General features: G+C 72.3%; 19 protein-coding genes and 1 riboswitch. Of the genes, 12 read left to right on the forward strand and 7 right to left on the reverse strand.

Annotated elements, in window-relative coordinates; genetic code table 11:
- The first annotated feature begins 95 nt into the window (after nucleotides 1-95).
- A complete protein-coding gene (zwf, locus tag Q8W67_RS10575) occupies nucleotides 96-1,622 on the forward strand; it encodes a glucose-6-phosphate dehydrogenase (RefSeq protein ID WP_305544898.1) in 1,527 nt (508 codons plus the stop codon).
- 176 nt (nucleotides 1,623-1,798) lie between these two features.
- On the opposite strand, the gene rnhA is transcribed toward zwf, so the two are convergent.
- From rnhA to Q8W67_RS10595, 4 genes are all read right to left on the reverse strand, one after another.
- Nucleotides 1,799-2,272, reverse strand: a complete 474-nt coding sequence (gene rnhA / locus Q8W67_RS10580; RefSeq protein WP_305544901.1) for a ribonuclease HI — start codon at nucleotides 2,270-2,272, stop codon at nucleotides 1,799-1,801.
- A 7-nt stretch (nucleotides 2,273-2,279) separates the two neighbouring features.
- Nucleotides 2,280-3,245 carry a homoserine kinase gene (locus Q8W67_RS10585; protein WP_305544904.1) on the reverse strand — a complete coding sequence of 322 codons (966 nt, stop codon included), beginning with the start codon at nucleotides 3,243-3,245 and terminating at the stop codon, nucleotides 2,280-2,282.
- Between the two features lie 238 nt (nucleotides 3,246-3,483).
- Nucleotides 3,484-4,485, reverse strand: a complete 1,002-nt coding sequence (gene ispH, locus Q8W67_RS10590; RefSeq protein WP_305544906.1) for a 4-hydroxy-3-methylbut-2-enyl diphosphate reductase — start codon at nucleotides 4,483-4,485, stop codon at nucleotides 3,484-3,486.
- Between the two features lie 134 nt (nucleotides 4,486-4,619).
- Complete coding sequence (locus Q8W67_RS10595; RefSeq protein ID WP_305544909.1) at nucleotides 4,620-5,465, reverse strand: C40 family peptidase; 846 nt, start codon at nucleotides 5,463-5,465, stop codon at nucleotides 4,620-4,622.
- A gap of 289 nt (nucleotides 5,466-5,754) precedes the next feature.
- On the opposite strand from Q8W67_RS10595, the gene Q8W67_RS10600 reads away from it, so the two are divergent.
- The gene (locus Q8W67_RS10600; protein ID WP_305544912.1) at nucleotides 5,755-6,087 is read left to right on the forward strand and encodes a hypothetical protein; all 333 of its coding nucleotides are present in this window, start codon (nucleotides 5,755-5,757) and stop codon (nucleotides 6,085-6,087) included.
- 53 nt (nucleotides 6,088-6,140) lie between these two features.
- Here Q8W67_RS10600 and Q8W67_RS10605 read toward each other — a convergent pair whose 3' ends face one another.
- Together Q8W67_RS10605 and Q8W67_RS10610 are read right to left on the reverse strand one after the other, a co-directional pair.
- Nucleotides 6,141-6,827, reverse strand: a complete 687-nt coding sequence (locus tag Q8W67_RS10605; protein WP_305544915.1) for an SDR family oxidoreductase — start codon at nucleotides 6,825-6,827, stop codon at nucleotides 6,141-6,143.
- Nucleotides 6,828-6,922: 95 nt separating this feature from the next.
- Nucleotides 6,923-7,633 carry an MgtC/SapB family protein gene (locus Q8W67_RS10610; RefSeq protein WP_305544918.1) on the reverse strand — a complete coding sequence of 237 codons (711 nt, stop codon included), beginning with the start codon at nucleotides 7,631-7,633 and terminating at the stop codon, nucleotides 6,923-6,925.
- Nucleotides 7,634-7,869: 236 nt separating this feature from the next.
- On the opposite strand from Q8W67_RS10610, the gene Q8W67_RS10615 reads away from it, so the two are divergent.
- The 10 genes from Q8W67_RS10615 (at nucleotide 7,870) to crcB (ending at nucleotide 16,754) form a co-directional block, all read left to right on the forward strand.
- Nucleotides 7,870-8,871 (forward strand): MoxR family ATPase, encoded by a 1,002-nt coding sequence (locus Q8W67_RS10615; RefSeq protein ID WP_305544920.1) that lies wholly within the window; start codon nucleotides 7,870-7,872, stop codon nucleotides 8,869-8,871.
- A gap of 152 nt (nucleotides 8,872-9,023) precedes the next feature.
- Nucleotides 9,024-9,887 carry a DUF58 domain-containing protein gene (locus Q8W67_RS10620; protein WP_305545085.1) on the forward strand — a complete coding sequence of 288 codons (864 nt, stop codon included), beginning with the start codon at nucleotides 9,024-9,026 and terminating at the stop codon, nucleotides 9,885-9,887.
- 24 nt (nucleotides 9,888-9,911) lie between these two features.
- Nucleotides 9,912-10,445, forward strand: a complete 534-nt coding sequence (locus tag Q8W67_RS10625; protein ID WP_305544922.1) for a DUF4381 family protein — start codon at nucleotides 9,912-9,914, stop codon at nucleotides 10,443-10,445.
- Complete coding sequence (locus tag Q8W67_RS10630) at nucleotides 10,442-11,503, forward strand: VWA domain-containing protein (RefSeq protein ID WP_305544925.1); 1,062 nt, start codon at nucleotides 10,442-10,444, stop codon at nucleotides 11,501-11,503. Before Q8W67_RS10625 ends, Q8W67_RS10630 begins: the two co-directional genes overlap by 4 nt.
- Nucleotides 11,503-12,435, forward strand: a complete 933-nt coding sequence (locus Q8W67_RS10635; RefSeq protein WP_305545088.1) for a VWA domain-containing protein — start codon at nucleotides 11,503-11,505, stop codon at nucleotides 12,433-12,435. Before Q8W67_RS10630 ends, Q8W67_RS10635 begins: the two co-directional genes overlap by 1 nt.
- 14 nt (nucleotides 12,436-12,449) lie before the next feature.
- Nucleotides 12,450-13,391: a tetratricopeptide repeat protein gene (locus Q8W67_RS10640; RefSeq protein WP_305545091.1), complete on the forward strand. Its 942-nt coding sequence runs from the start codon at nucleotides 12,450-12,452 to the stop codon at nucleotides 13,389-13,391.
- Between the two features lie 254 nt (nucleotides 13,392-13,645).
- Nucleotides 13,646-14,878 (forward strand): hypothetical protein, encoded by a 1,233-nt coding sequence (locus Q8W67_RS10645; protein ID WP_305545094.1) that lies wholly within the window; start codon nucleotides 13,646-13,648, stop codon nucleotides 14,876-14,878.
- Between the two features lie 102 nt (nucleotides 14,879-14,980).
- On the forward strand, nucleotides 14,981-15,424 hold the full coding sequence (locus Q8W67_RS10650) for an EF-hand domain-containing protein (protein WP_305544928.1): 444 nt from the start codon (nucleotides 14,981-14,983) through the stop codon (nucleotides 15,422-15,424).
- 179 nt (nucleotides 15,425-15,603) lie between these two features.
- Complete coding sequence (locus tag Q8W67_RS10655; RefSeq protein WP_305544931.1) at nucleotides 15,604-16,113, forward strand: hypothetical protein; 510 nt, start codon at nucleotides 15,604-15,606, stop codon at nucleotides 16,111-16,113.
- 90 nt (nucleotides 16,114-16,203) lie between these two features.
- A riboswitch (Fluoride riboswitch) is annotated at nucleotides 16,204-16,277 on the forward strand.
- 84 nt (nucleotides 16,278-16,361) lie between these two features.
- Nucleotides 16,362-16,754 (forward strand): fluoride efflux transporter CrcB, encoded by a 393-nt coding sequence (crcB, locus tag Q8W67_RS10660; protein WP_305544934.1) that lies wholly within the window; start codon nucleotides 16,362-16,364, stop codon nucleotides 16,752-16,754.
- Between the two features lie 10 nt (nucleotides 16,755-16,764).
- On the opposite strand, the gene Q8W67_RS10665 is transcribed toward crcB, so the two are convergent.
- A complete protein-coding gene (locus Q8W67_RS10665) occupies nucleotides 16,765-17,595 on the reverse strand; it encodes a pyruvate, water dikinase regulatory protein (protein ID WP_305544937.1) in 831 nt (276 codons plus the stop codon).
- Nucleotides 17,596-17,660: the final 65 nt, after the last annotated feature.

The following is a 17,660-nucleotide window of genomic DNA, read 5'->3' on the forward strand; positions in this document are numbered from 1 at the left end:
GTCGGTGCCTCATAGACCATGCGCGCCGGAACGGGCCTCGTCGCGGGTGGGTTGTCACGCCGATTTGCTGCGCCGCAGCTGGACAGGAGTCAGAGATGGCCGAGCAGATGACCGCCCTCAAGGACGACGCGGCCAGCGGCACCGAGCCGGCGCCTCCCTGCACGCTGGTGATCTTCGGGGCGGGCGGCGACCTGACCAAGCGCCTGCTGATGCCCTCGCTCTACAATCTTGCGGGGGCGGGGCTGCTGCCGGAGGGTTTCTCGATCCTGGGCGTCGACCATTCCGACGGCACCGACGACTCCCTGCGCGACACCCTCACGAACACCATGGAGGCGTTCAGCAAGGACCCGACCTCGGAGTTCCACGCCGACCATATCGACCCGACGAGCTGGGGCTTCGTGCGCGACCGGCTGCACTACCTCAAGGGTGATTTCGAGAAGCCCGAGACTTTTTCCGCGATCAAGGACAGGGTGACGGGCAGCGCGGTGTTCTACTGCGCGGTGGCGGCGCGCTTCTTCGGGACGATCGTGGACGGGCTCGGCCAGGCCGGCCTGCTCGAGCAGGAGAACGGCGACTTCCGTCGGGTCGTCATCGAGAAGCCGTTCGGCTCCGACCTCGCCTCGGCGCGGGAACTCAACGCCCGCATCCTGAAACAGGGCGACGAGAGCCAGTTCTACCGGATCGACCACTTCCTTGGGAAGGAGATGGTACAGTCGATCATGGCGTTCCGCTTCGCAAACGGCCTGCTGGAGCCGGTCTGGCGGCGGGAATACATCGACAGCGTCCAGATCACCGCGGCCGAGACTGTGGGCGTAGAGGAGCGCGGCGGATTCTACGAGCCGACCGGAGCCCTGAGGGACATGGTGCCGAACCACATGTTCCAGCTGCTCTGCATGGTCGCCATGGAGCCGCCGAACTCCTTCGACGCCGAGGCGGTGCGCTCCGAGAAGGCGAAGCTCGCCGAGGCCGTGCGGCCGATCCCCCCGGAGGACGCGGTGCGCGGCCAGTACACCGCCGGCACCTCGGAGGGCCGCGACGTGCCGGGCTATCGCGACGAGCCGCATGTCGCCAAGGATTCGGTCACGGAGACCTACGTCGCCCTGAAGCTCAACATCGAGAACTGGCGCTGGGCCGGCGTGCCGTTCTACATCCGCACCGGCAAGCGCATGACCGGGCGGCGCACCGAGATCGCGGTGCTGTTCAAGCCGGCGCCGTTCAAGATGTTCGAGGAGACGCCCACCACCGATCTCGGCCCGACCGTGATGCGGATCATGATCGACCCGGACCACGGGGTCGGCACAGAGTTCAACGTGAAGGTGCCGGGGCCGCAGATGAAGATCGGCCGGGTGAGCGCGGGGTTCCGCTACAAGGACTTCTTCGCCGACCAGCCGAATGTCGGCTACGAGACGCTGCTGTACGATTGCATGATCGGCGACGCGACGCTGTTCCAGCGGGCCGACAACATCGAGGCCGGCTGGGCCGCGGTCGACCCGTTGCTCAAGGGCTGGCCGCAGACCGACGTGGCGTTCTACCCGGCCGGCAGCGCTGGCCCCGCGGCGGCCGACGACCTCCTGGCCCGGGACGGCCGACACTGGCTCGGGCTCGACGGCCGGACGGATTGAGGATCAGCGCCCAGGGGGCTCGGCATCGATCGTTGAAAGTCCCGGATTCAAAAGGTCCGGGTCCTTTTGCGGGAGCAGGGCGGAACCCTGCTCCATCGGGCCCCGATACCCCGCCAAAGGGCATGCGCCTTTGGAAATCTCCGATTCTCACATTGAACCGGCCGGGATCCCGCCCGTTAGCGCCGCTTGAACGGCAACATCGCCGCTACGGCCAGCGCGTCGACCCGGTTGTTCAGTGGGTCGCTGGCATGACCTTTGACCCAATGCCACGCCACCTCGTGACGCTCGCGGGCGGCGTCGATCCGGCGCCAGAGGTCCTCGTTCTTCACGGGCTTCTTGTCGGCGGTGCGCCAGCCCCGGGCCTTCCAGTTGTGGATCCAGCTGGTGACGCCCTGGCGCAGGTACTGCGAGTCCGTGAACAGATCGACCTGGCAGGGACGCTTGAGCGCCTCCAGGGACTCGATCGCCGCCAGGATCTCCATGCGGTTGTTGGTGGTGAAGGCCTCGCCGCCCGAGAGTTCCTTCCGGGTGTCGCCGAAGATCAGGATCGCGCCCCAGCCCCCGGGCCCCGGATTGCCCGAGCAGGCCCCGTCCGTGTAGATCTTCACTCGGGACGGCTCGGCCACGGTCTCGGTCACGTCGGTGCTCATCCGATCCTCAGGCCTGCCGGCCGTAATCCCGCGCGTCCCGCGCCTGCCGGTGGAAGGTAAGCCGGCGATCGAATTCGCGCGGATCCTTCGGCTTCACCAGGGCACCCGGCGGCACGTTCAGCCAGTCGACCAGCCGGGTCAGCATGAAGCGCAAAGCCGCGCCCCGGCACAGGATCGGCAGCGCCGCGACCTCCGCGTGCTCCAGCGGCCGGACAGCTTCATAGCCGGCTATCAGAGCCGTGGCCATGTCGCGGTGGAAGGTGCCGTCCGGGCCGAAGCACCACGCGTTGAGGCACACCGCGAGGTCGTACGCGAAGGCGTCGGTGCAGGCGAAGTAGAAGTCGATCAGGCCCGAGAGCGCGTCTCCGATGAAGAACACGTTGTCGGTGAACAGGTCCGCGTGGATCACCCCGCCCGGCAGGCTGTCGGGCCAGGACGCCTCAAGGACCGCGAGGTCGGAGCGGGTGCGCTCCGCCAGCCCCGGCGAGACCGAATCGGCCTGCGCCTCGGCCTGCTCGAAGAGCGGGCGCCAGGAGGTCACCGAGAGGCTGTTGTCGCGCACCATCGCGAAATCGGCTCCGGCCCCGTGCAGCGCGGCCAGCGCCCGGCCGAGTTCCCGGCAATGCTCGACGCCGGGCGCCTTGACCGACACGCCCTCCAGGAAGCTGACGATCGCGGCGGGCCGCCCGCACAGTCGCCCGAGCGCGGTGCCGGCCCGGTCCCGCACCGGCTGCGGGCAGGCGAGCCCACGGGCGGAGAGATGCTCCATCAGCCCGATGAAGAACGGCAGGTCCCCCTCCCGCACCCGCTTCTCGTAGAGGGTCAGGATGTAGGAGCCCTGGGTGGTGTGCAGGAAGAAGTTCGAGTTCTCGACACCCTCGGCGATGCCCTTGAACGAGAGCAGGCTGCCGATCGCATAGGCGGACAGGAAGTCAGCGAGCGCCGCGTCGGATACCTCGGTGTAGACGGCCACGTGTTCGCGCTCTGGTTCGGACTGCTGCGTTCAAGGCTTCCGATGGGCCGCACGGCCATCGACGGCCCCGGTCTTTCGACCCACTCCCTCGTCCTGAGGGGCCCGTCTTGGTGGGCCGCGATGGACGGCTCCGAATCCCGCCGCGATCCCTTGAAGCCTCCTTCGAGGCCGCTTGCGCGGCTCCTCGGGATGAGGGGGCGGTTGGGACAAGCCCTCGGGGACGGATCCCCGGCGCGACCTACTCGGCCGCTTCGCTGCGCAGCTCCCGCGGCAGCGGGAACACCATGTCCTCGACCACCGTCGAGACCGTATCGACGATCACGTCGTAGCGGGCCGCGAAAGCCTCGATGATCTCCTCGACCAGCACCTCGGGGGCCGAGGCGCCGGCGGTGAGGCCGAGCTTGCGGATACCTTCGAAGGCCGGCCAGTCGATCTCCTCGGCGCGGAGCACGAGGCGGGTGATCGGGCAGCCGACCCGCTCGGCGACCTCGCGCAGGCGCTGCGAGTTCGAGGAGTTCGAGGAGCCGACCACGATCAGCGCGTCCACCAGCGGGGCCACCTGCTTCACCGCCTCCTGGCGATTGGTGGTGGCGTAGCAGATGTCGTCCTTGTGGGGCCCGGTGATGTTCGGGAATTTCTTCTTGAGCGCCTCGACGATGTGGCGGGTGTCGTCCACCGACAGGGTCGTCTGGGTCACCCAGGCGAGGTTGTCGGGATTCTCGGGCGTCAGCGCCTCGATCTGCTCCAGGTCCTCCACCAGGGTGATCGAGCCCTTCGGCAGCTGGCCCATGGTGCCGACCACCTCGGGGTGGCCGGAATGGCCGACCAGCAGCACGTGGCGGCCGCGCTTGTGGTGGATCTCGGCCTCGCGGTGGACCTTGGTGACCAGCGGGCAGGTGGCGTCGATGGTCGTGAGCCCGCGGGAATCGGCATTCGCCGGCACGGTCTTGGCGACACCGTGGGCGGAGAAGATCACCGGGGCGCCGCCGTCGGGCACCTCGTCGAGCTCGCGCACGAACACGGCGCCCTTCCGCTTGAGACTCTCGACCACGTACTTGTTGTGGACGATCTCGTGACGGACGTAGACGGGCGGCCCGTAGATGGCGAGAGCCCGCTCGACCACGTCGATGGCCCGCACCACGCCGGCGCAGAAGCCGCGGGGGGCGCAGAGCAGGATCTCCAGCGGCGGCTTGCCGGTGGTGCCCTGGACGGGCGCGAGGGGCGCGATTTCGACGGTCATGGGCGCGATGTGGCGAGGGCGGGGCTGTCCTGTCAACGGTCCTGGACTGCGAACCGGGCAGGAAGACGGCCGCGGGCGGCCTCTGTAGCACGATTGCCGCGCGGTTTTGACCCGCGGCGGGCCGGGTTCGCCGGTCAGAGGCGCCGGAGCCCCGTCACCGGGCCGAAGCTGTTCTCGAGAATCCGCGCCACCGCGCCGGCCAGCGGCTCCACCGCCACCGCCATGTGGTGGCCGTTGGCGTGGATCAGGGTCCGGGCGTCGCGCATCATCCCGACATGGCCGCGCCAGAACACCAAGTCGCCGCGGCGCAGCCCGTCGAAGTCGAGCGGCAGGGGCTGGCCCAGATCCCGCTCCTGCATGTCCGCGTCGCGCGGGCAGGGCAGCCCCGCGGCGTCGAGGCAGAGCTGAACGAGACCCGAGCAGTCGAGCCCGAGGCTGGTGCGGCCGCCCCAGAGGTAGGGCGTCCCCACGAGCCGCTCGGCGGTGGCCGCGTAGTCGGCCTCGCGATGCGCCGCCGCGGCGCAGTGGCGGGCATAGACGTAGCCCCCCGGGGTCTCCAGGTACGGGCCCCTCTCGCCGGTGACCACGAGACGCGCACCGAGGCTGAGATGGGCGCGCACCGGCCGCTTCAGGTCCGGCTCGGGATACAGGAACGTGCGCAGGGCGGTGACCCGGTGGGTCGGCTCGGGATCCACCCGCCCCAGGCAGGCGGCGGGCATGTAGCCGACATAGCCGTCCCGGACGAGTTGCACGAAGGCGAACCCGTCCTGTTCGGCGTAGAGATCCACGGCGTCGCCGAGCAGCGCCTCGGTGTCGAGCCCCGCCTCCGGGGACGGCCCCCGTCGCAGGGGGGCGACGGGCGTCACGACCCGGCGCGGTGTCGCCGCGACGTAGCGTTCCGCCGCGACCCGGCCGCGCAGGCGGATGTCGGCGACGTCCGGGCGCGATGGGGTGAGGCGGGGATCGAGTGATTCGGTCATGGCGGCGAGCTTATACCGTCGGTGCGGTGGCGATCCGACCCTGCGGGGCGGGTACCGGTGGCTGGCGGCCCGGGACGGGACGCGCTATTATGCCGCAGCGCGATGCCGGACCGCCTGGTCCGTGCCTACGGATTAGTCGCCCCTCCGGAGATAGCGTCGGTTCCGTGCCCAATGCGGTATCAACTGCGGCGAGGCATGTTTTCCGGACGGGCTTCGGGCGATTTTGATGCACTGCACAACCGGCGCGGAAGGCGCTATGTTTCCTGGGATGAAGACTGCGAGTCGCCCCGTGAAGAAGACGCAGAAGAGCTTCGCCGACCTGCCGCCGATCCGGGTGCGCCGCGAGCCGCCGACGGTGAACGAGGCGGTCGCCGCCGCGCAGGATCTGGCCGACGATGTCGAGCAGCAGATCGAGATCGCCGCCGGCCTGATCGGGCTTCCGGCCGACGAGGTCCGCCCGCACGTCCTGGCGGCCAAGAAGATCAAGCCGGAGCGCGCGCCCGAGCGGATCCTGACCCATGCGAGCCCGAGCCGTGCGCCCCGCACCGTCGTGGTCGAGCGCCGCACCCGTCCGACCGTGGTGATCGAGCGCCGCAGCCGGCCCCTCGATCCCCGGCGCTGACCGCAGCGGGGCCGTCCGGCCCGGCCCCATCGGCCGGCGAGGCCGATTCGCCGTCACCAAGCCAGAATCTGCCCGCGATAATCGAGGTAGTGGGCGCCGGGCCGGCCGAGCTGCGCCGCGATCACGTCGGCGAGGCCCGTGACGCTCGTGGCCACGTCGATGTCGGCCTCCGCCCCACCCATCTCGGTGCGCACCCAGCCCGGGTGCAGGATCAGCACCGAGACGTTCTCGGCCCGGTGCCGGATCTCGAAGCTGCGCGCCAGCGTGTTCAGCGCCGCCTTGCTGGCCCGGTAGTTTTCCCAGCCGCCATCCTGGTTCAGGCTGACGCTGCCGAGGATCGAACTCATCAGGGCGATGCTGCCGCCGGGCGCCAGGCGGTCGAGGAAGGCCTCGGCGAAGCGGATCGGGCTGATCGCGTTGGTGAGGTAGACCTGCGCGGCCACCGCCCGGGGAACCGCGTGCAGCGGCTCGTGCGCCTGCGTGGCGACGCCGGCCACCACGAAGATCAGGTCGAAATGCTGCGCCGCCAGCCGGTCGTGCAGGGCGGCGACGCCCGCATCGTCGTCGATATCGGCGGTCTCGATGCGCAAAGCGTCCGACGCCAGGCGGGCGAGGTCGGGGGACGGCGTGCGCTGGGTGGCGGTGACGCGCCAGCCGCGCTTCAGGAAGGTCTCGACGAGGCCGAGCCCCAGGCCGCGCGAGGCCCCGACGATGAGGGCGCTTCTCTGTGACTGAATCATGGGGTTCTCCGGGATCGCCCGGATTAAGGTGCGGTCCGGTACCGAAATTTCATCCCCCGGCGCATCGGGCGCCGGCTCCGGAAAATCCCAAAGCATCAGTCGGCGGTCTGGACCGACCAAGTGGCGTGGCGGATGCCGGGCGCCCGGGCCAGATCGCTGGTCACGGCATCCAGCTCGGACGCGTTGACGGCGCTGGCCGTGAGGGTCGCCACCACGTCGACCGCCCCCTCGCCGCGCTCCTCGACCTCGACGCTGCCGACCGGGTAGTTCGCCGCCTCCAGGCGCTCCACCAGCAGGTCCTGGGCGGGACCGGCCTCCCCCGGCGCGGTGGTGACTTGGACCTCGTAGGTCGCCTCGGTCGCGGATTCGCGGATCGGCGCGCGGTTGATGGCGTTCACGAGCGGCCGGAGCGCGGTGTTGCAGGCGAGCACCGTCACCGTCACGAACACGGCTTCGAGGGGCAGGTCGGCGCCGCAGAACGCCCCCACGGCGGCGGAGCACCACAGGGTGGCTGCCGTGTTGAGGCCGCGCACGTTCATCCCCTCCTTCATGATCACGCCGGCCCCCAGGAAGCCGATGCCGGAGATCACGTAGGCCACCGTGCGGGTCCCACCGTCCGGGCCGGTCAGGCGCATGCCGAGATCGACGAAGGCTGAGGCGCCCACCGCCACCAGCACCGCCGTGCGCAGGCCCGCGGTGCGCTGCCGGTACTGGCGCTCGGCCCCGATCGCCGTGCCCAGCACGAAGGCCACGAGCAGGCCGATGGCCGATTTCAGTTCTTCGGGCAGGGCGGCGTAGCTGGTCATCGGGCGTCTCTTGAGAGCGGGGCGGTGACGAAACCGTGACATCATGGCCCGGCAGGAGGCCTGAACGGTGGAATGGCCGGGATTGACGGCCGTACCGGCCAGCGGGCAAACCGGCAGCAGCCTGAGGATCCGTTAAGAATTCGGGACCCGGTCGAGGAGACGTGCAGGATGCAGGATACGGCCCCCGCGGCGGGATATCTCCGCGCACCATCGTGCCGCGAAACATCGTCCCCCGCATGAGCGACGCCCTCGCCGAACGCCGGCCCGAGGCCGCCCCGGACGCGGCCCTGTACGGGCGCGTCATGGCGCTTCGCGAAGGGCTGGAGCGCGGCCTGATCGGCAGCGCCGGCCTGGTCGAACGCCTGCTGATCGGGCTCCTCACCGGCGGCCACCTGCTGATCGAGGGCGCGCCGGGTCTCGCCAAGACCCGCGCCGTCAAGCGGCTGGCCGACGGCCTCGACGGCTCCTTCGCGCGCATCCAGTGCACGCCGGACCTGATGCCGGCGGATCTGACCGGCACCACCGTCTGGCGCCAGGACAGCGGCAGCTTCGAGTTCCTGCCCGGCCCCCTGTTCCACGCCCTGATCCTGGTGGACGAGGTCAACCGGGCGCCCCCGAAGGTGCAGTCGGCGCTGCTCGAATCCATGGCCGAGGGGCAGGTCACGGTCTCGGGCCAGACGCACCGGCTCTCCGACCCGTTCATGGTCGTGGCGACCCAGAACCCGATCGAGCATGCCGGCACCTTCCCCCTGCCGGAGGCGCAGCTCGACCGCTTCCTCCTGCACGTCGTGGTCGACATGCCCGACGAAGCCACCGAGCGGGCGATCCTCGACCTCGTGGAGGGCGAGATCACCCACCACGTCGCGGCGATGCCGGTGCGCCTGTCGCTCGCCGACGTGCGCGCCGCCCGGGAGGCGGCGCTGGCCACCTACGTGTCGCCCGCCCTCAAGGACTATCTCGTCCGTCTGGTGGCGGCGACCCGCACTGACGCGGCGGCACCGGACCTGCGGGCGATGATCGAGCACCCGGCCTCGCCGCGGGGCACCCTGGCGCTGATGATGGCCGGCAAGGCCAGGGCCTGGCTGCGGGGCCGCGACCACGTCATCCCGGAGGACGTCACCGATCTCGCGAGGGACGCCCTCTCCCACCGCATCGGCCTGACCTGGCGGGCGGCCGCCGAGGGGAAGACAGCCCGCGGCCTCGTCGGCGAGCTGGTGCAGCGGGTCCGGGCGCTCTGAGGGTGTTCGGGTTCCTGCACACGCGACGCGACGCTCCTCCCTCCTCTGCGGGATACGGTGACCTGCGAAGCGGTTCGGGCCGGGACGAGGTCCTGCAAGGGGGGCAGCGCGACGGTGCGGGCTACGGCATCCAACTCTCGGGTGAGGCGCTGATGGGCCTGCGCCACCTCGCCCGGCGGGGCGCGGCGCCCGCGACCCGGACGCTGGCGGGGCTGCCCGGCGGCATCGTCACGCGGCGGCGCGGGCGGGGGTCCGAGCCGGAGGACGTGCGGCTCTGGTCCGAGGGCGACGACCGCCGCTTCATCGACCGCAACGCAACGGCGCGCACCGGGCAGCTGCACGTGCGCACCCATCACGACGAGCGTGACCGGGCCGTGGTGCTGCTCGCTGATTTCCGGCCCTCCATGCTGTTCGGCACCCGCCGGGCGCTGCGCTCGGTGGCGGCCGCCGAGGCCCTGGCGCTGCTCGGCTGGCGGGTCGCCGCCGATGGCGGCCGGGTCGGCCTCGCGGTCGCGGCCTCGGGGGCGCCGATCGTGCTGCGGCCGGCAGGCGGCGAGCGCGCCATGATCGCGGTGACCGGGGCCCTGGCCCAGGCGCATGCGGGCGCCCTCGCGGCGGCCCCGGAGGCGCAAGGCCGCGCGGAGCCGCCGCTGGAGGCGACGCTCGGGCTGGCGCGCAGCCTGCTGCCGTCGGGCGGCCACCTCGTCGTCGCCAGCGCCCTCGACGCCCCCGGCCCGGGCTTCGACGAGTTGCTGACGCTGCTGGCCGAGCGGATCGCGATCCGGCTGATCCTGGTCAGCGACGCCTTCGAGCGTGCCCGCCCCCCCGGCTACTACCCCTTCGCCCTCCCGGACGGGCGCCGCGGGACCGCGCTCCCGTCCGCGACGCAGGGCGGGACGGCCGAGGCGCGGCTCGCCGATTATGCCCGCCGCGGCATCGCCGGGGTCCGCCTCGACGTCGAGGCCGGCCCCGAGGCCTATGCGCCGCTGATGGAGCGCCTCGATGCCGTTCTGTGAGGCCGGGCGCGGCGGGTCGGTGCGATGAATCCCGCTGACGCCCCCCTCACCCTCGACCAGCTCCGCGGCCTGCACCTGCCCGGCGGTGCCGCGGGCGCCGTGCAGGGCGAGATCGTCGCTGCCGCGTCCCTGGGCTTCCTCGCCGCCCTGCTGGTCGGGCTGGTCCGCCACCTGCGCGGCCGAGCCCGGGCGAGCCTGCGCCGGGCCGCGCTCGCCGAGCTCGCCCGCTCGCGCGGGCTCGACCCGGAGGCGCGCCTCGTGGCGCAGGCCCGCCTGCTGCGCCGCCTCGCCCGGACGCTGGAGGAGGCGCCGCCGATATGGCGACCGGTCGGGCGTGCGCGCGCGCGTCTCAGGACGGGCCCGGATCCGGCGACCGGCGCCGCGGCCCGGGAGACCGGGGCGGCCTGGGCCGGCCGCCTCGACGGGCTGCTGGCCACCGACTTCTTCACCCGGGGGGCCGGCCGGGTACTCGCCGACGGGCTCTACCGGCGGCAGGCCCCCGACCTCGATGCCCTGGACGCCGAGCTCGGCCGCCTGATCGTACGGCTGCGGACATGACCGGCCTCCTGACCGGCCTCCTGCCCGCCTGGCTCGGCACGCAGGTCTCGGCCTTCGCCTCGGCCTTCGACCTCGCGACGCCCTGGGCGCTCCTCGCGCTGCCCCTGCCGCTGCTTGCCGCGCGCCTGCTCCCGGCCGAGCCGGAGGGCGGCAGCGGCGCCCTGCTCGTGCCCGGCACGCTGGTGGGCGAGGCGCGCTCCGGCGCCGACCTCGCCGCCCGCGGGCGGCGCCGCGCGGCCCTGACCTGGACCCTCTGGGCGGCCCTCGTGGTCGCGCTCTCCGGCCCCCGCCTGGTGATGCCGGCCGCCGCGCTCCCCGCTTCGGGCCGGGAGATCATGATCGCCATGGACCTGTCCGGCTCAATGGAGCGGCGCGACTTCGCCCTGGACGGCGAGACCGTGACCCGGCTCGCCGCGGTCAAGCGCGTCGGCACGGACTTCATCCGGCGCCGGGCGGGCGACCGGATCGGCCTCGTGATCTTCGCCGACCAGGCCTACGTGGCCGCCGCTCCGAGCTTCGACACGGCCGCCGTGGCGCGCGCCCTCGACGAGGCGACCATCGGCATCAGCGGCCGCTCCACAGGCATCGGCGACGGCCTCGGGCTCGCCATGCGCCGGCTCGACCCCAGGGATGCCGAAGCGGAGGCATCCGGCGCGCCCCCGGCCCGCCTGCCGGCCGCGAAGGCCGTGATCCTGCTCTCGGACGGCGCCAACAATGCCGGCCAGACCGCGCCCAAGGACGTGGCCGCTCTGGCCCGGGAACTGGGCATCAAGGTCTACACCATCGCGCTCGGTCCCCGGGACATGGCGGACGCCGACGGCGAGCAGGACGTGGTCGATACCGAGACCCTGCGCGACATGGCGCAGGCGAGCGGCGGCGAGGCCTTTCGGGTGCGTACCACCGACGACCTGGTCCGGGTCGCCGATGCCATCGACCGGCTGGAGGGCGGACGGGCCATGGCCCCGCCCCTGCCCCTGCGCCGGGACCTCTGGCCCTGGCCGGCCGCCCTGGCGCTGGCCGCCGCCGCCGCCCTGCTGGCGACCCGGAGGGGCGCGTGATGCTCGCCGCGCTCGGAAGCTTCGCGCTCCTGCGCCCGTGGTGGTTCGCGGCTCTTCCCGTCGTGGTCCTGCTGGCCCTGCGCGCGGCGTGGCGGGCGGCGCCGCTCGGCGACTGGGCGCGGGCGGTCGATCCGGGGCTGATGGCCCATCTCGCCCGCACCGGCGCCGTGCTCGGCGGGCGGCGGCAGGCGAACCGCGCCGCCGCGGTGGCGGCCGGGGCGATCGCCCTCGCCCTCACGGGCCCCGCGGTGGAGCGCCAGGACGGGGCGACCTTCCGCAACCTCGACGAGACCGTGATCGTCGTCGACCTCTCGCGCTCGGTCGCCGAGGGCGGCGATCTCCGGGCCGTCCGGCAGGCGGCCGCCGCCGTGGCGGAGGCCGCCGGCACCCGGGCCGTCTCCCTGGTCGTCTATGCCGGCGACGCCTACCTCGCATCCTCGCCCACCACCGACCGTGACAGCCTCGGCACCACCCTGTTCGCCCTCGACGCCGACACCGTCCCGGACCGCGGCAGCCATCCCGAGCGCGGGCTGGCGCTCGCTCGCCGCACCCTCGCGGAGGCCGACGTGGTGGCGGCCGACGTGGTGCTGATCAGCGACGGCGACGGGATCGGCGAGGCGGCCACCCGGGAGGCCCGCGGCATCGCCGAGCGGGGCTGGCGCCTCCAGGCCCTGTTCGTGCCAGCCGACAAGCCGCTGCCGCCGGGCTCGCCCAAGCACGACCGGGCGGCGCTCGACGCCCTGGCGCGGGCCGGCGGCGGCATCGTCGCCGATATCGCCAGCCCCGGCCCGGTGCTCGATGCGGTCGGGGCCGGCACAGCCCAGCACCTCGCCGCCGGCGGCTACGGCGTGCTGGCCTATGCCGATCTCGGGCGCTGGCTGCTGCTGATCGCGGCCCTGCCGGCGCTCGTCCTGTTCCGCAGGAGCGCGTGATGCCGCTGCTGACCCTGCCGAGGACCCTGCCGAAGACCGGCGCCGCCCTCCCGATCCGCGCCGGCCTGACCGCCGACTGGCGGCGGCGCTTCGTGAGCTGGCGGCGCATCGTCCGGCTGGCCGGCTTGGCGCTCGCCGGCCTCGGCCTCGTGGCCCTGCTCGCCGTCTCGCAGCCCCGCACCGGGCTGGGGCGTCTGCTGATGGGCCTGGGCCTGCCCGGCCTCGCCGCCGATCTCATGGTCGATCCGGCCTGGCGCGGGCCCGCCCTCTACCAGGCCGGCCGCTACGGCGAAGCGGTCGCGCTCTTCCGCAACGGCGGCCGCCGGGCGAGCTACAATCTCGGCAACGCGCTGGCGCGATCGGGGGATCTCGACGGCGCGCTGGCGGCCTACGACGAGGCCCTGCGCTTCGACCCGCGCGACGCCGACGCGCAGGCCAACCGCTCGCTGATCGCCCGGATGGTCGCGGAGGTGATCGACCGCGGCCCCGGCGGCGGCATCGCGAACGGCACCGCCCAGTACGGCGCCCGCTACAACAACACCGGCAACCAAGACCAGAACAACGACATCAACGCCGCCTCGAGCGGCGAGGGCTTGGCCGGCAACCGGGAATCCAACGCCAGCGCCTCCCTGCCCGGCAACAGCAAGGTCGCCCGCCGCGGCCGGGCCGAGCAGCAATCGATCGACCCCGGCAGGGGCCAGGCCCGCGGCTCGGCCGGCGACGCGGCCGGGCGCGGGCGCACCGGCGGCGGCTCGGCCATGGTCGCCGAGGCGCCCGAGCGCGAGGTCCGCCGGGTGACGAAGAGCTTCGAGGCTCACGAGATCCGTCCCGACCGGCTCTGGCTCCGGACCCTCCCGGACGATCCCGGCCGCTATCTCAAGCTGCGCCTGCGCGCCGAGCAGACCCGCCGGATCGAGGCCGGCACCGCCATCCCGGCCGGGAGTAATCCGTGGTGATTCTGTGTTGGGATTCAACGTCGGGCGATGTCTCCGAGACGCGCGGTTCCCCGCTCTCATCGGCGGGGAAAGGTACCCTGCGCAGCCGGGGGGGAGAGGGGCGGCGCGACGGTTCGGGATATGAGGCCGGCGACCGTTCCGGGTCCGTCGCGCCCCTCTCCCGACCCGCGCTGACGCGCGCGCGACCTTCCCCGGCGGCGGGAGGGAGCGCGCGTGCTCAGAACCTCGCCGTCCCGCTCACCCTCCTCGCGGCCCTGTTGGCGCCCCTGCTCGCCACCCTCCCCGCCCGGGCCGAGATCGAGCCGGGCGACCTCTCGCTCACGGTCACGGCGGAGCTCAACGGCAACAGCGCGCCCTTCGTCCGCGAGATGGTGCTGCTGAAGATCCACGGGGTCTACAAGCAGCCGATCCTGCTGGAGGAGGTGGTCCAGCCCTCGCTGGCGAACTTTTCCTGGACGCAGCTCGGCCGCGACCACTGGAGCAAGACCAAGCTCCCGGACGGCCAGAGCGCCATCGCGTTCGACCGCACGGTGGCGATCTTCCCGCACCACCCGGGCGACTTCACCATCGAGCCGTTCAGCCACAAGCTCACCGTCAACGATGTCGGCGAGCGGCGGGTGGTCGAGGTGCGCTCGCAGCCGATCCCCTTCCCGGTGGCGCAATGGACCGGCGCCACCGGCGGCCCGGACGCCAAGGAACCGTGGTGGCTGCCCGCGCGCGACGTGTCGATCACCGATTCCTGGAGCCCGGACCCCGAGACCGTGAAGGTCGGCGAGACCACCCGCCGGATCGTCACCCTGGAGGCCCAGGGCATGGTCGCCGAGGGCCTGCCGCCGCGGCCAGTGATGCGCACCCGCGGCATCATCACCTTCGCCGGGCCGGTCACCCGCGAGACCCTGCTGACCCCCGCGGGGCCGGTGGCCCGGGCGACCTACCAGTGGGACGTGAAGCCCGGGGTGCCCGAGGTGATCCCCCTCGACGCCATCGCGATCCCGTGGTTCGACACCAACACCCGCACCCTGCGCGAGGCCGAGATCCCGGCCCGGCAGATCGGCGGCGGCCTGCCCGACCGGGAGGGCGACCGGGCGCCGCCCGCCGTCCCTTCGCCCCTGGTGGCCGCCGCCGCGGCGCTCGCGGCCTTCGGCCTCGGCCTGGCGCTGCTCGGCTTCGGGGCGGGCCGTCCGCGCCTGCGCCTGTCCGCCGCCGTCCGCAGGACCCTGCACCGGGCCGCGCGCGCCGGCGATCCGGCCGGCTTCCGCGCCGCCTTGGAGGCGGCCCGGCAGGAGGCGCCCGAGCTGGCCCGGATCTGGCAGGCGCGGCCCGATCTCGCGACCGCGTTCGCAGCCCTCGACCGGTCGGTCTTCGGGGCGTCGGACACGGCCGCCCCGGACCTGCCGGACCTGGCACGCGCCCTGTCGCGGTCCGAGCCGGTCGCCGGGGCACCCGGCCCGGAGCGGCTGGCCCCCCTGGACGGGCCGGTCGGCTGACGCGAAACGTCCGATCGGCGCTTTGTGAACGGCCTTGCGGGAACGGGAGGCCTCACGGCGGCTTTGGCTGCCGGCACCGATCGCCACCGGAGATGTCGAGTCATGCTTCGATCCCCGCACCCGAGCCTGCATAAACCCGCCCGCGCGGCCGCCCGCGCGGCGATGATCGCCCTCATCCTGCCGGCGGCCCTCCCGAGCGCAGCCTTCGCCCGGTCCTCCGGCACCGAGCGCACGCTGAAGGCGGTCGATACCGATCACGACGGGACGATCGATCTGGCCGAAGCCCAGGCCGCGGCCGGGACGGTCTTCGACGCCGCCGAGACCGACAAGGACGGCACCGTCGACGCCAGGGAGCTGAAGGGCCGGGTCAGCAAGAAGGACCTGAAGGCCGCCGACACGGATTCCGACGGCACCCTCGACCGCAAGGAGTACCTCGCCCTGGTGGAGAGCCGCTTCAAGGCGGCCGATCCCGACGGCGACGGCAAGCTCGACGCCAAGGAACTCAAGACCCCCGCCGGCCGGAGCCTGCTGCAGCTCCTGAAGTAGGCGCGCCCGCGCGCCGGTCGACCGTTGCACAGCTTATGAGCAAGTACTATTCCTGTGCAACGGCCCAAGTTCTGAGCAGGCATCAATATTTTGCACTGTCTTGCGTCACCTGAATTCGCTTCGTAGTCTTCGATGCCTGAGCAAACAAGCATCAGAACGAACGATCAGGGAGGAACGCGATGACACGCGCGAACGAGGTCAAGGACAGGTTCCGCGCGCGGCTGCAGGCTGCCGATGCCCGCAGCAACGACTTCCGCAGGAAGCTGCTCGAGGAGGGCACCCGGGCCCTCGAGCCGGTCGTCGGGGTCCTGAACCTCATGGCCGAGGTCCTCAACGAGGCGGACAACGTGCACGGCAGCATCACCGGCCTCGAGGCCAAGATCGATCAGGACAACTTCATCAGCCTCTGCGCGAAGCTGCGCGGAACCGACACTGAGCAGAAGATCAAGATCAAGTACGGCCCCGAGCTCGGCGGCAGCAACTACATCTCGGTCTCGGGCCTGAACCAGCGCTACAACGAGCGTCTGGTCCCGGGGGCGGCCGGCGCCGCCAGCGGCCGGAGCGTCGGCAGCGACATCCACCTCGACGAGAACCGGGGGACCGAGCTGGCCGAGGTGGTGCGGGAGGTCGTCGAGGACTTCTACGCCGCTCAGATCGAGCAGCGCAGCCACTTCGCCACGGTTCAGTAGCCCGACCGCGAAGCCGGTGATCGGCCAGCGGCGATCGTGAGGGGTGTCCGGAAAACCGGATTCCCCTCGGCTCCGTCCTGCGCTAATCCTGAACGCGATGGGGATGGAGCTCCCCGACAACCGCCCGGCGGTCGCCATGCCGGGCTGATGGCTCCTACCGCACGGGCGCCCCGGTCGTCCGCGGTGGGGCTGTGCGCCGAAGCCACGACGACGAGATGGGACCGCCCGACCGAACAGGAAGGGCAGGCATGATCAACACCCTCATCGTCATCCTCGGGGCCGGGCTCGGGGGCGGCGTCCGCCACGGGGTCAACGTCGCGGTGTCCCGGCTGCTGCCGGGACTCGGGTTTCCGCTCGCCACCGTGATCATCAACGTGCTCGGCTCGTTCCTGATGGGCGTGCTGGCGGAGGGGTTCGCCCTGCGCGGCGCCGCGGGACATCCGGCGCGGCTGTTCCTGACCACCGGGATACTGGGCGGCTTCACCACCTTCTCGACCTTCTCGCTGGACGCGATCAGCCTGTACGAGCGCGGCGAGCCGGCCGCGGCCGCGGGCTACGTGCTGGCCTCGGTGGCGGGCGGGCTGATCGGGCTGCTGGCGGGCCTCGCCCTGGTGCGGGCCCTCCTGGGCGGCAGCGCCTGAGGGGGCCCCCTCACACCGCGATGAACTTCAGCCGGTGGTCGCGATAGAGATCGACGATCGCCGCGGCCGTCTCCTCGATGGAGCGGCGGGTCACGTCGATCGTCGGCCAGCGGTTCCGCGTGAACAGCCGGCGGGAGGCGGTGATCTCGTCCGCCACCGCCGAGCGGTCGACGTAGAGCGAGGATTCGTCGGCGTTGAGGCTGGAGAGCCGGTTCTGGCGGATCTGCACGATGCGTTCCGGCGAGGCGAACAGGCCGACCACCAGGGGTTTCCGGGCACGCTCGATCGCGGGCGGCAGCGGCAGGCCGGGCACGAGTGGCAGGTTCGTGGTCTTGAGGCCGCGATTGGCCAGGTAGATCGAGGTCGGAGTCTTCGAGGTCCGGCTGACCCCGAGCAGGATCACGTCGGCCTCCTCCAGATCCTCGGGCAGGTTGCCGTCGTCGTGGGCGAGCGTGAAGTTCATCGCATCGATGCGCTTGAAATACTCCGCGTTGAGCATGTGCTGGGCCCCCGGCCGGGCCGTGGTCTCGGCGCCAAGATAGGCGCGCAGCAGGTCGTGGACCGGCCGCAGCACCGACAGGCAGGGCGATCCGGTCTCGCGGGCGACCTCCTCCAATCGCTCGCCCAGGTCGCCACCCACCAGGGTGTAGAGCACGAGGCCCGGGGCCGCCCGGATCTCCGAGATCACCCGGTCGAGCTGCGCCGCCGAGCGCACCAGCGGATAGACGTGCTCGATCGCCGACACGCCCTCGTACTGCGCGGCCGCCGCCCGCCCGACATTGATCAGCGTCTCGCCGGTGGAATCAGAGACGAGATGGAGGTGGAAGTAGCTGCGGCCCATCCGGTCTCCTTCGCCGCGGCGACCGCGTTGTCCACCGCCGGCCGTCAGGGGAGTCGATGAATGTG

The organism is Methylobacterium sp. NEAU K, from assembly GCF_030700285.1.
GTDB lineage: Bacteria > Pseudomonadota > Alphaproteobacteria > Rhizobiales > Beijerinckiaceae > Methylobacterium.

What these genes read in the sequence shown, in the direction of transcription:
- zwf (WP_305544898.1), top strand. Translation starts at nt 96, where the DNA reads ATGGCCGAGCAGATGACCGCCCTCAAGGACGACGCGGCCAGCGGCACC.
- rnhA (WP_305544901.1), bottom strand. Translation starts at nt 2,272, where the DNA reads ATGAGCACCGACGTGACCGAGACCGTGGCCGAGCCGTCCCGAGTGAAG.
- ispH (WP_305544906.1), bottom strand. Translation starts at nt 4,485, where the DNA reads ATGACCGTCGAAATCGCGCCCCTCGCGCCCGTCCAGGGCACCACCGGC.
- Q8W67_RS10595 (WP_305544909.1), bottom strand. Translation starts at nt 5,465, where the DNA reads ATGACCGAATCACTCGATCCCCGCCTCACCCCATCGCGCCCGGACGTC.
- Q8W67_RS10605 (WP_305544915.1), bottom strand. Translation starts at nt 6,827, where the DNA reads ATGATTCAGTCACAGAGAAGCGCCCTCATCGTCGGGGCCTCGCGCGGC.
- Q8W67_RS10610 (WP_305544918.1), bottom strand. Translation starts at nt 7,633, where the DNA reads ATGACCAGCTACGCCGCCCTGCCCGAAGAACTGAAATCGGCCATCGGC.
- Q8W67_RS10615 (WP_305544920.1), top strand. Translation starts at nt 7,870, where the DNA reads ATGAGCGACGCCCTCGCCGAACGCCGGCCCGAGGCCGCCCCGGACGCG.
- Q8W67_RS10620 (WP_305545085.1), top strand. Translation starts at nt 9,024, where the DNA reads ATGGGCCTGCGCCACCTCGCCCGGCGGGGCGCGGCGCCCGCGACCCGG.
- Q8W67_RS10625 (WP_305544922.1), top strand. Translation starts at nt 9,912, where the DNA reads ATGAATCCCGCTGACGCCCCCCTCACCCTCGACCAGCTCCGCGGCCTG.
- Q8W67_RS10630 (WP_305544925.1), top strand. Translation starts at nt 10,442, where the DNA reads ATGACCGGCCTCCTGACCGGCCTCCTGCCCGCCTGGCTCGGCACGCAG.
- Q8W67_RS10635 (WP_305545088.1), top strand. Translation starts at nt 11,503, where the DNA reads ATGCTCGCCGCGCTCGGAAGCTTCGCGCTCCTGCGCCCGTGGTGGTTC.
- Q8W67_RS10650 (WP_305544928.1), top strand. Translation starts at nt 14,981, where the DNA reads ATGCTTCGATCCCCGCACCCGAGCCTGCATAAACCCGCCCGCGCGGCC.
- Q8W67_RS10655 (WP_305544931.1), top strand. Translation starts at nt 15,604, where the DNA reads ATGACACGCGCGAACGAGGTCAAGGACAGGTTCCGCGCGCGGCTGCAG.
- crcB (WP_305544934.1), top strand. Translation starts at nt 16,362, where the DNA reads ATGATCAACACCCTCATCGTCATCCTCGGGGCCGGGCTCGGGGGCGGC.
- Q8W67_RS10665 (WP_305544937.1), bottom strand. Translation starts at nt 17,595, where the DNA reads ATGGGCCGCAGCTACTTCCACCTCCATCTCGTCTCTGATTCCACCGGC.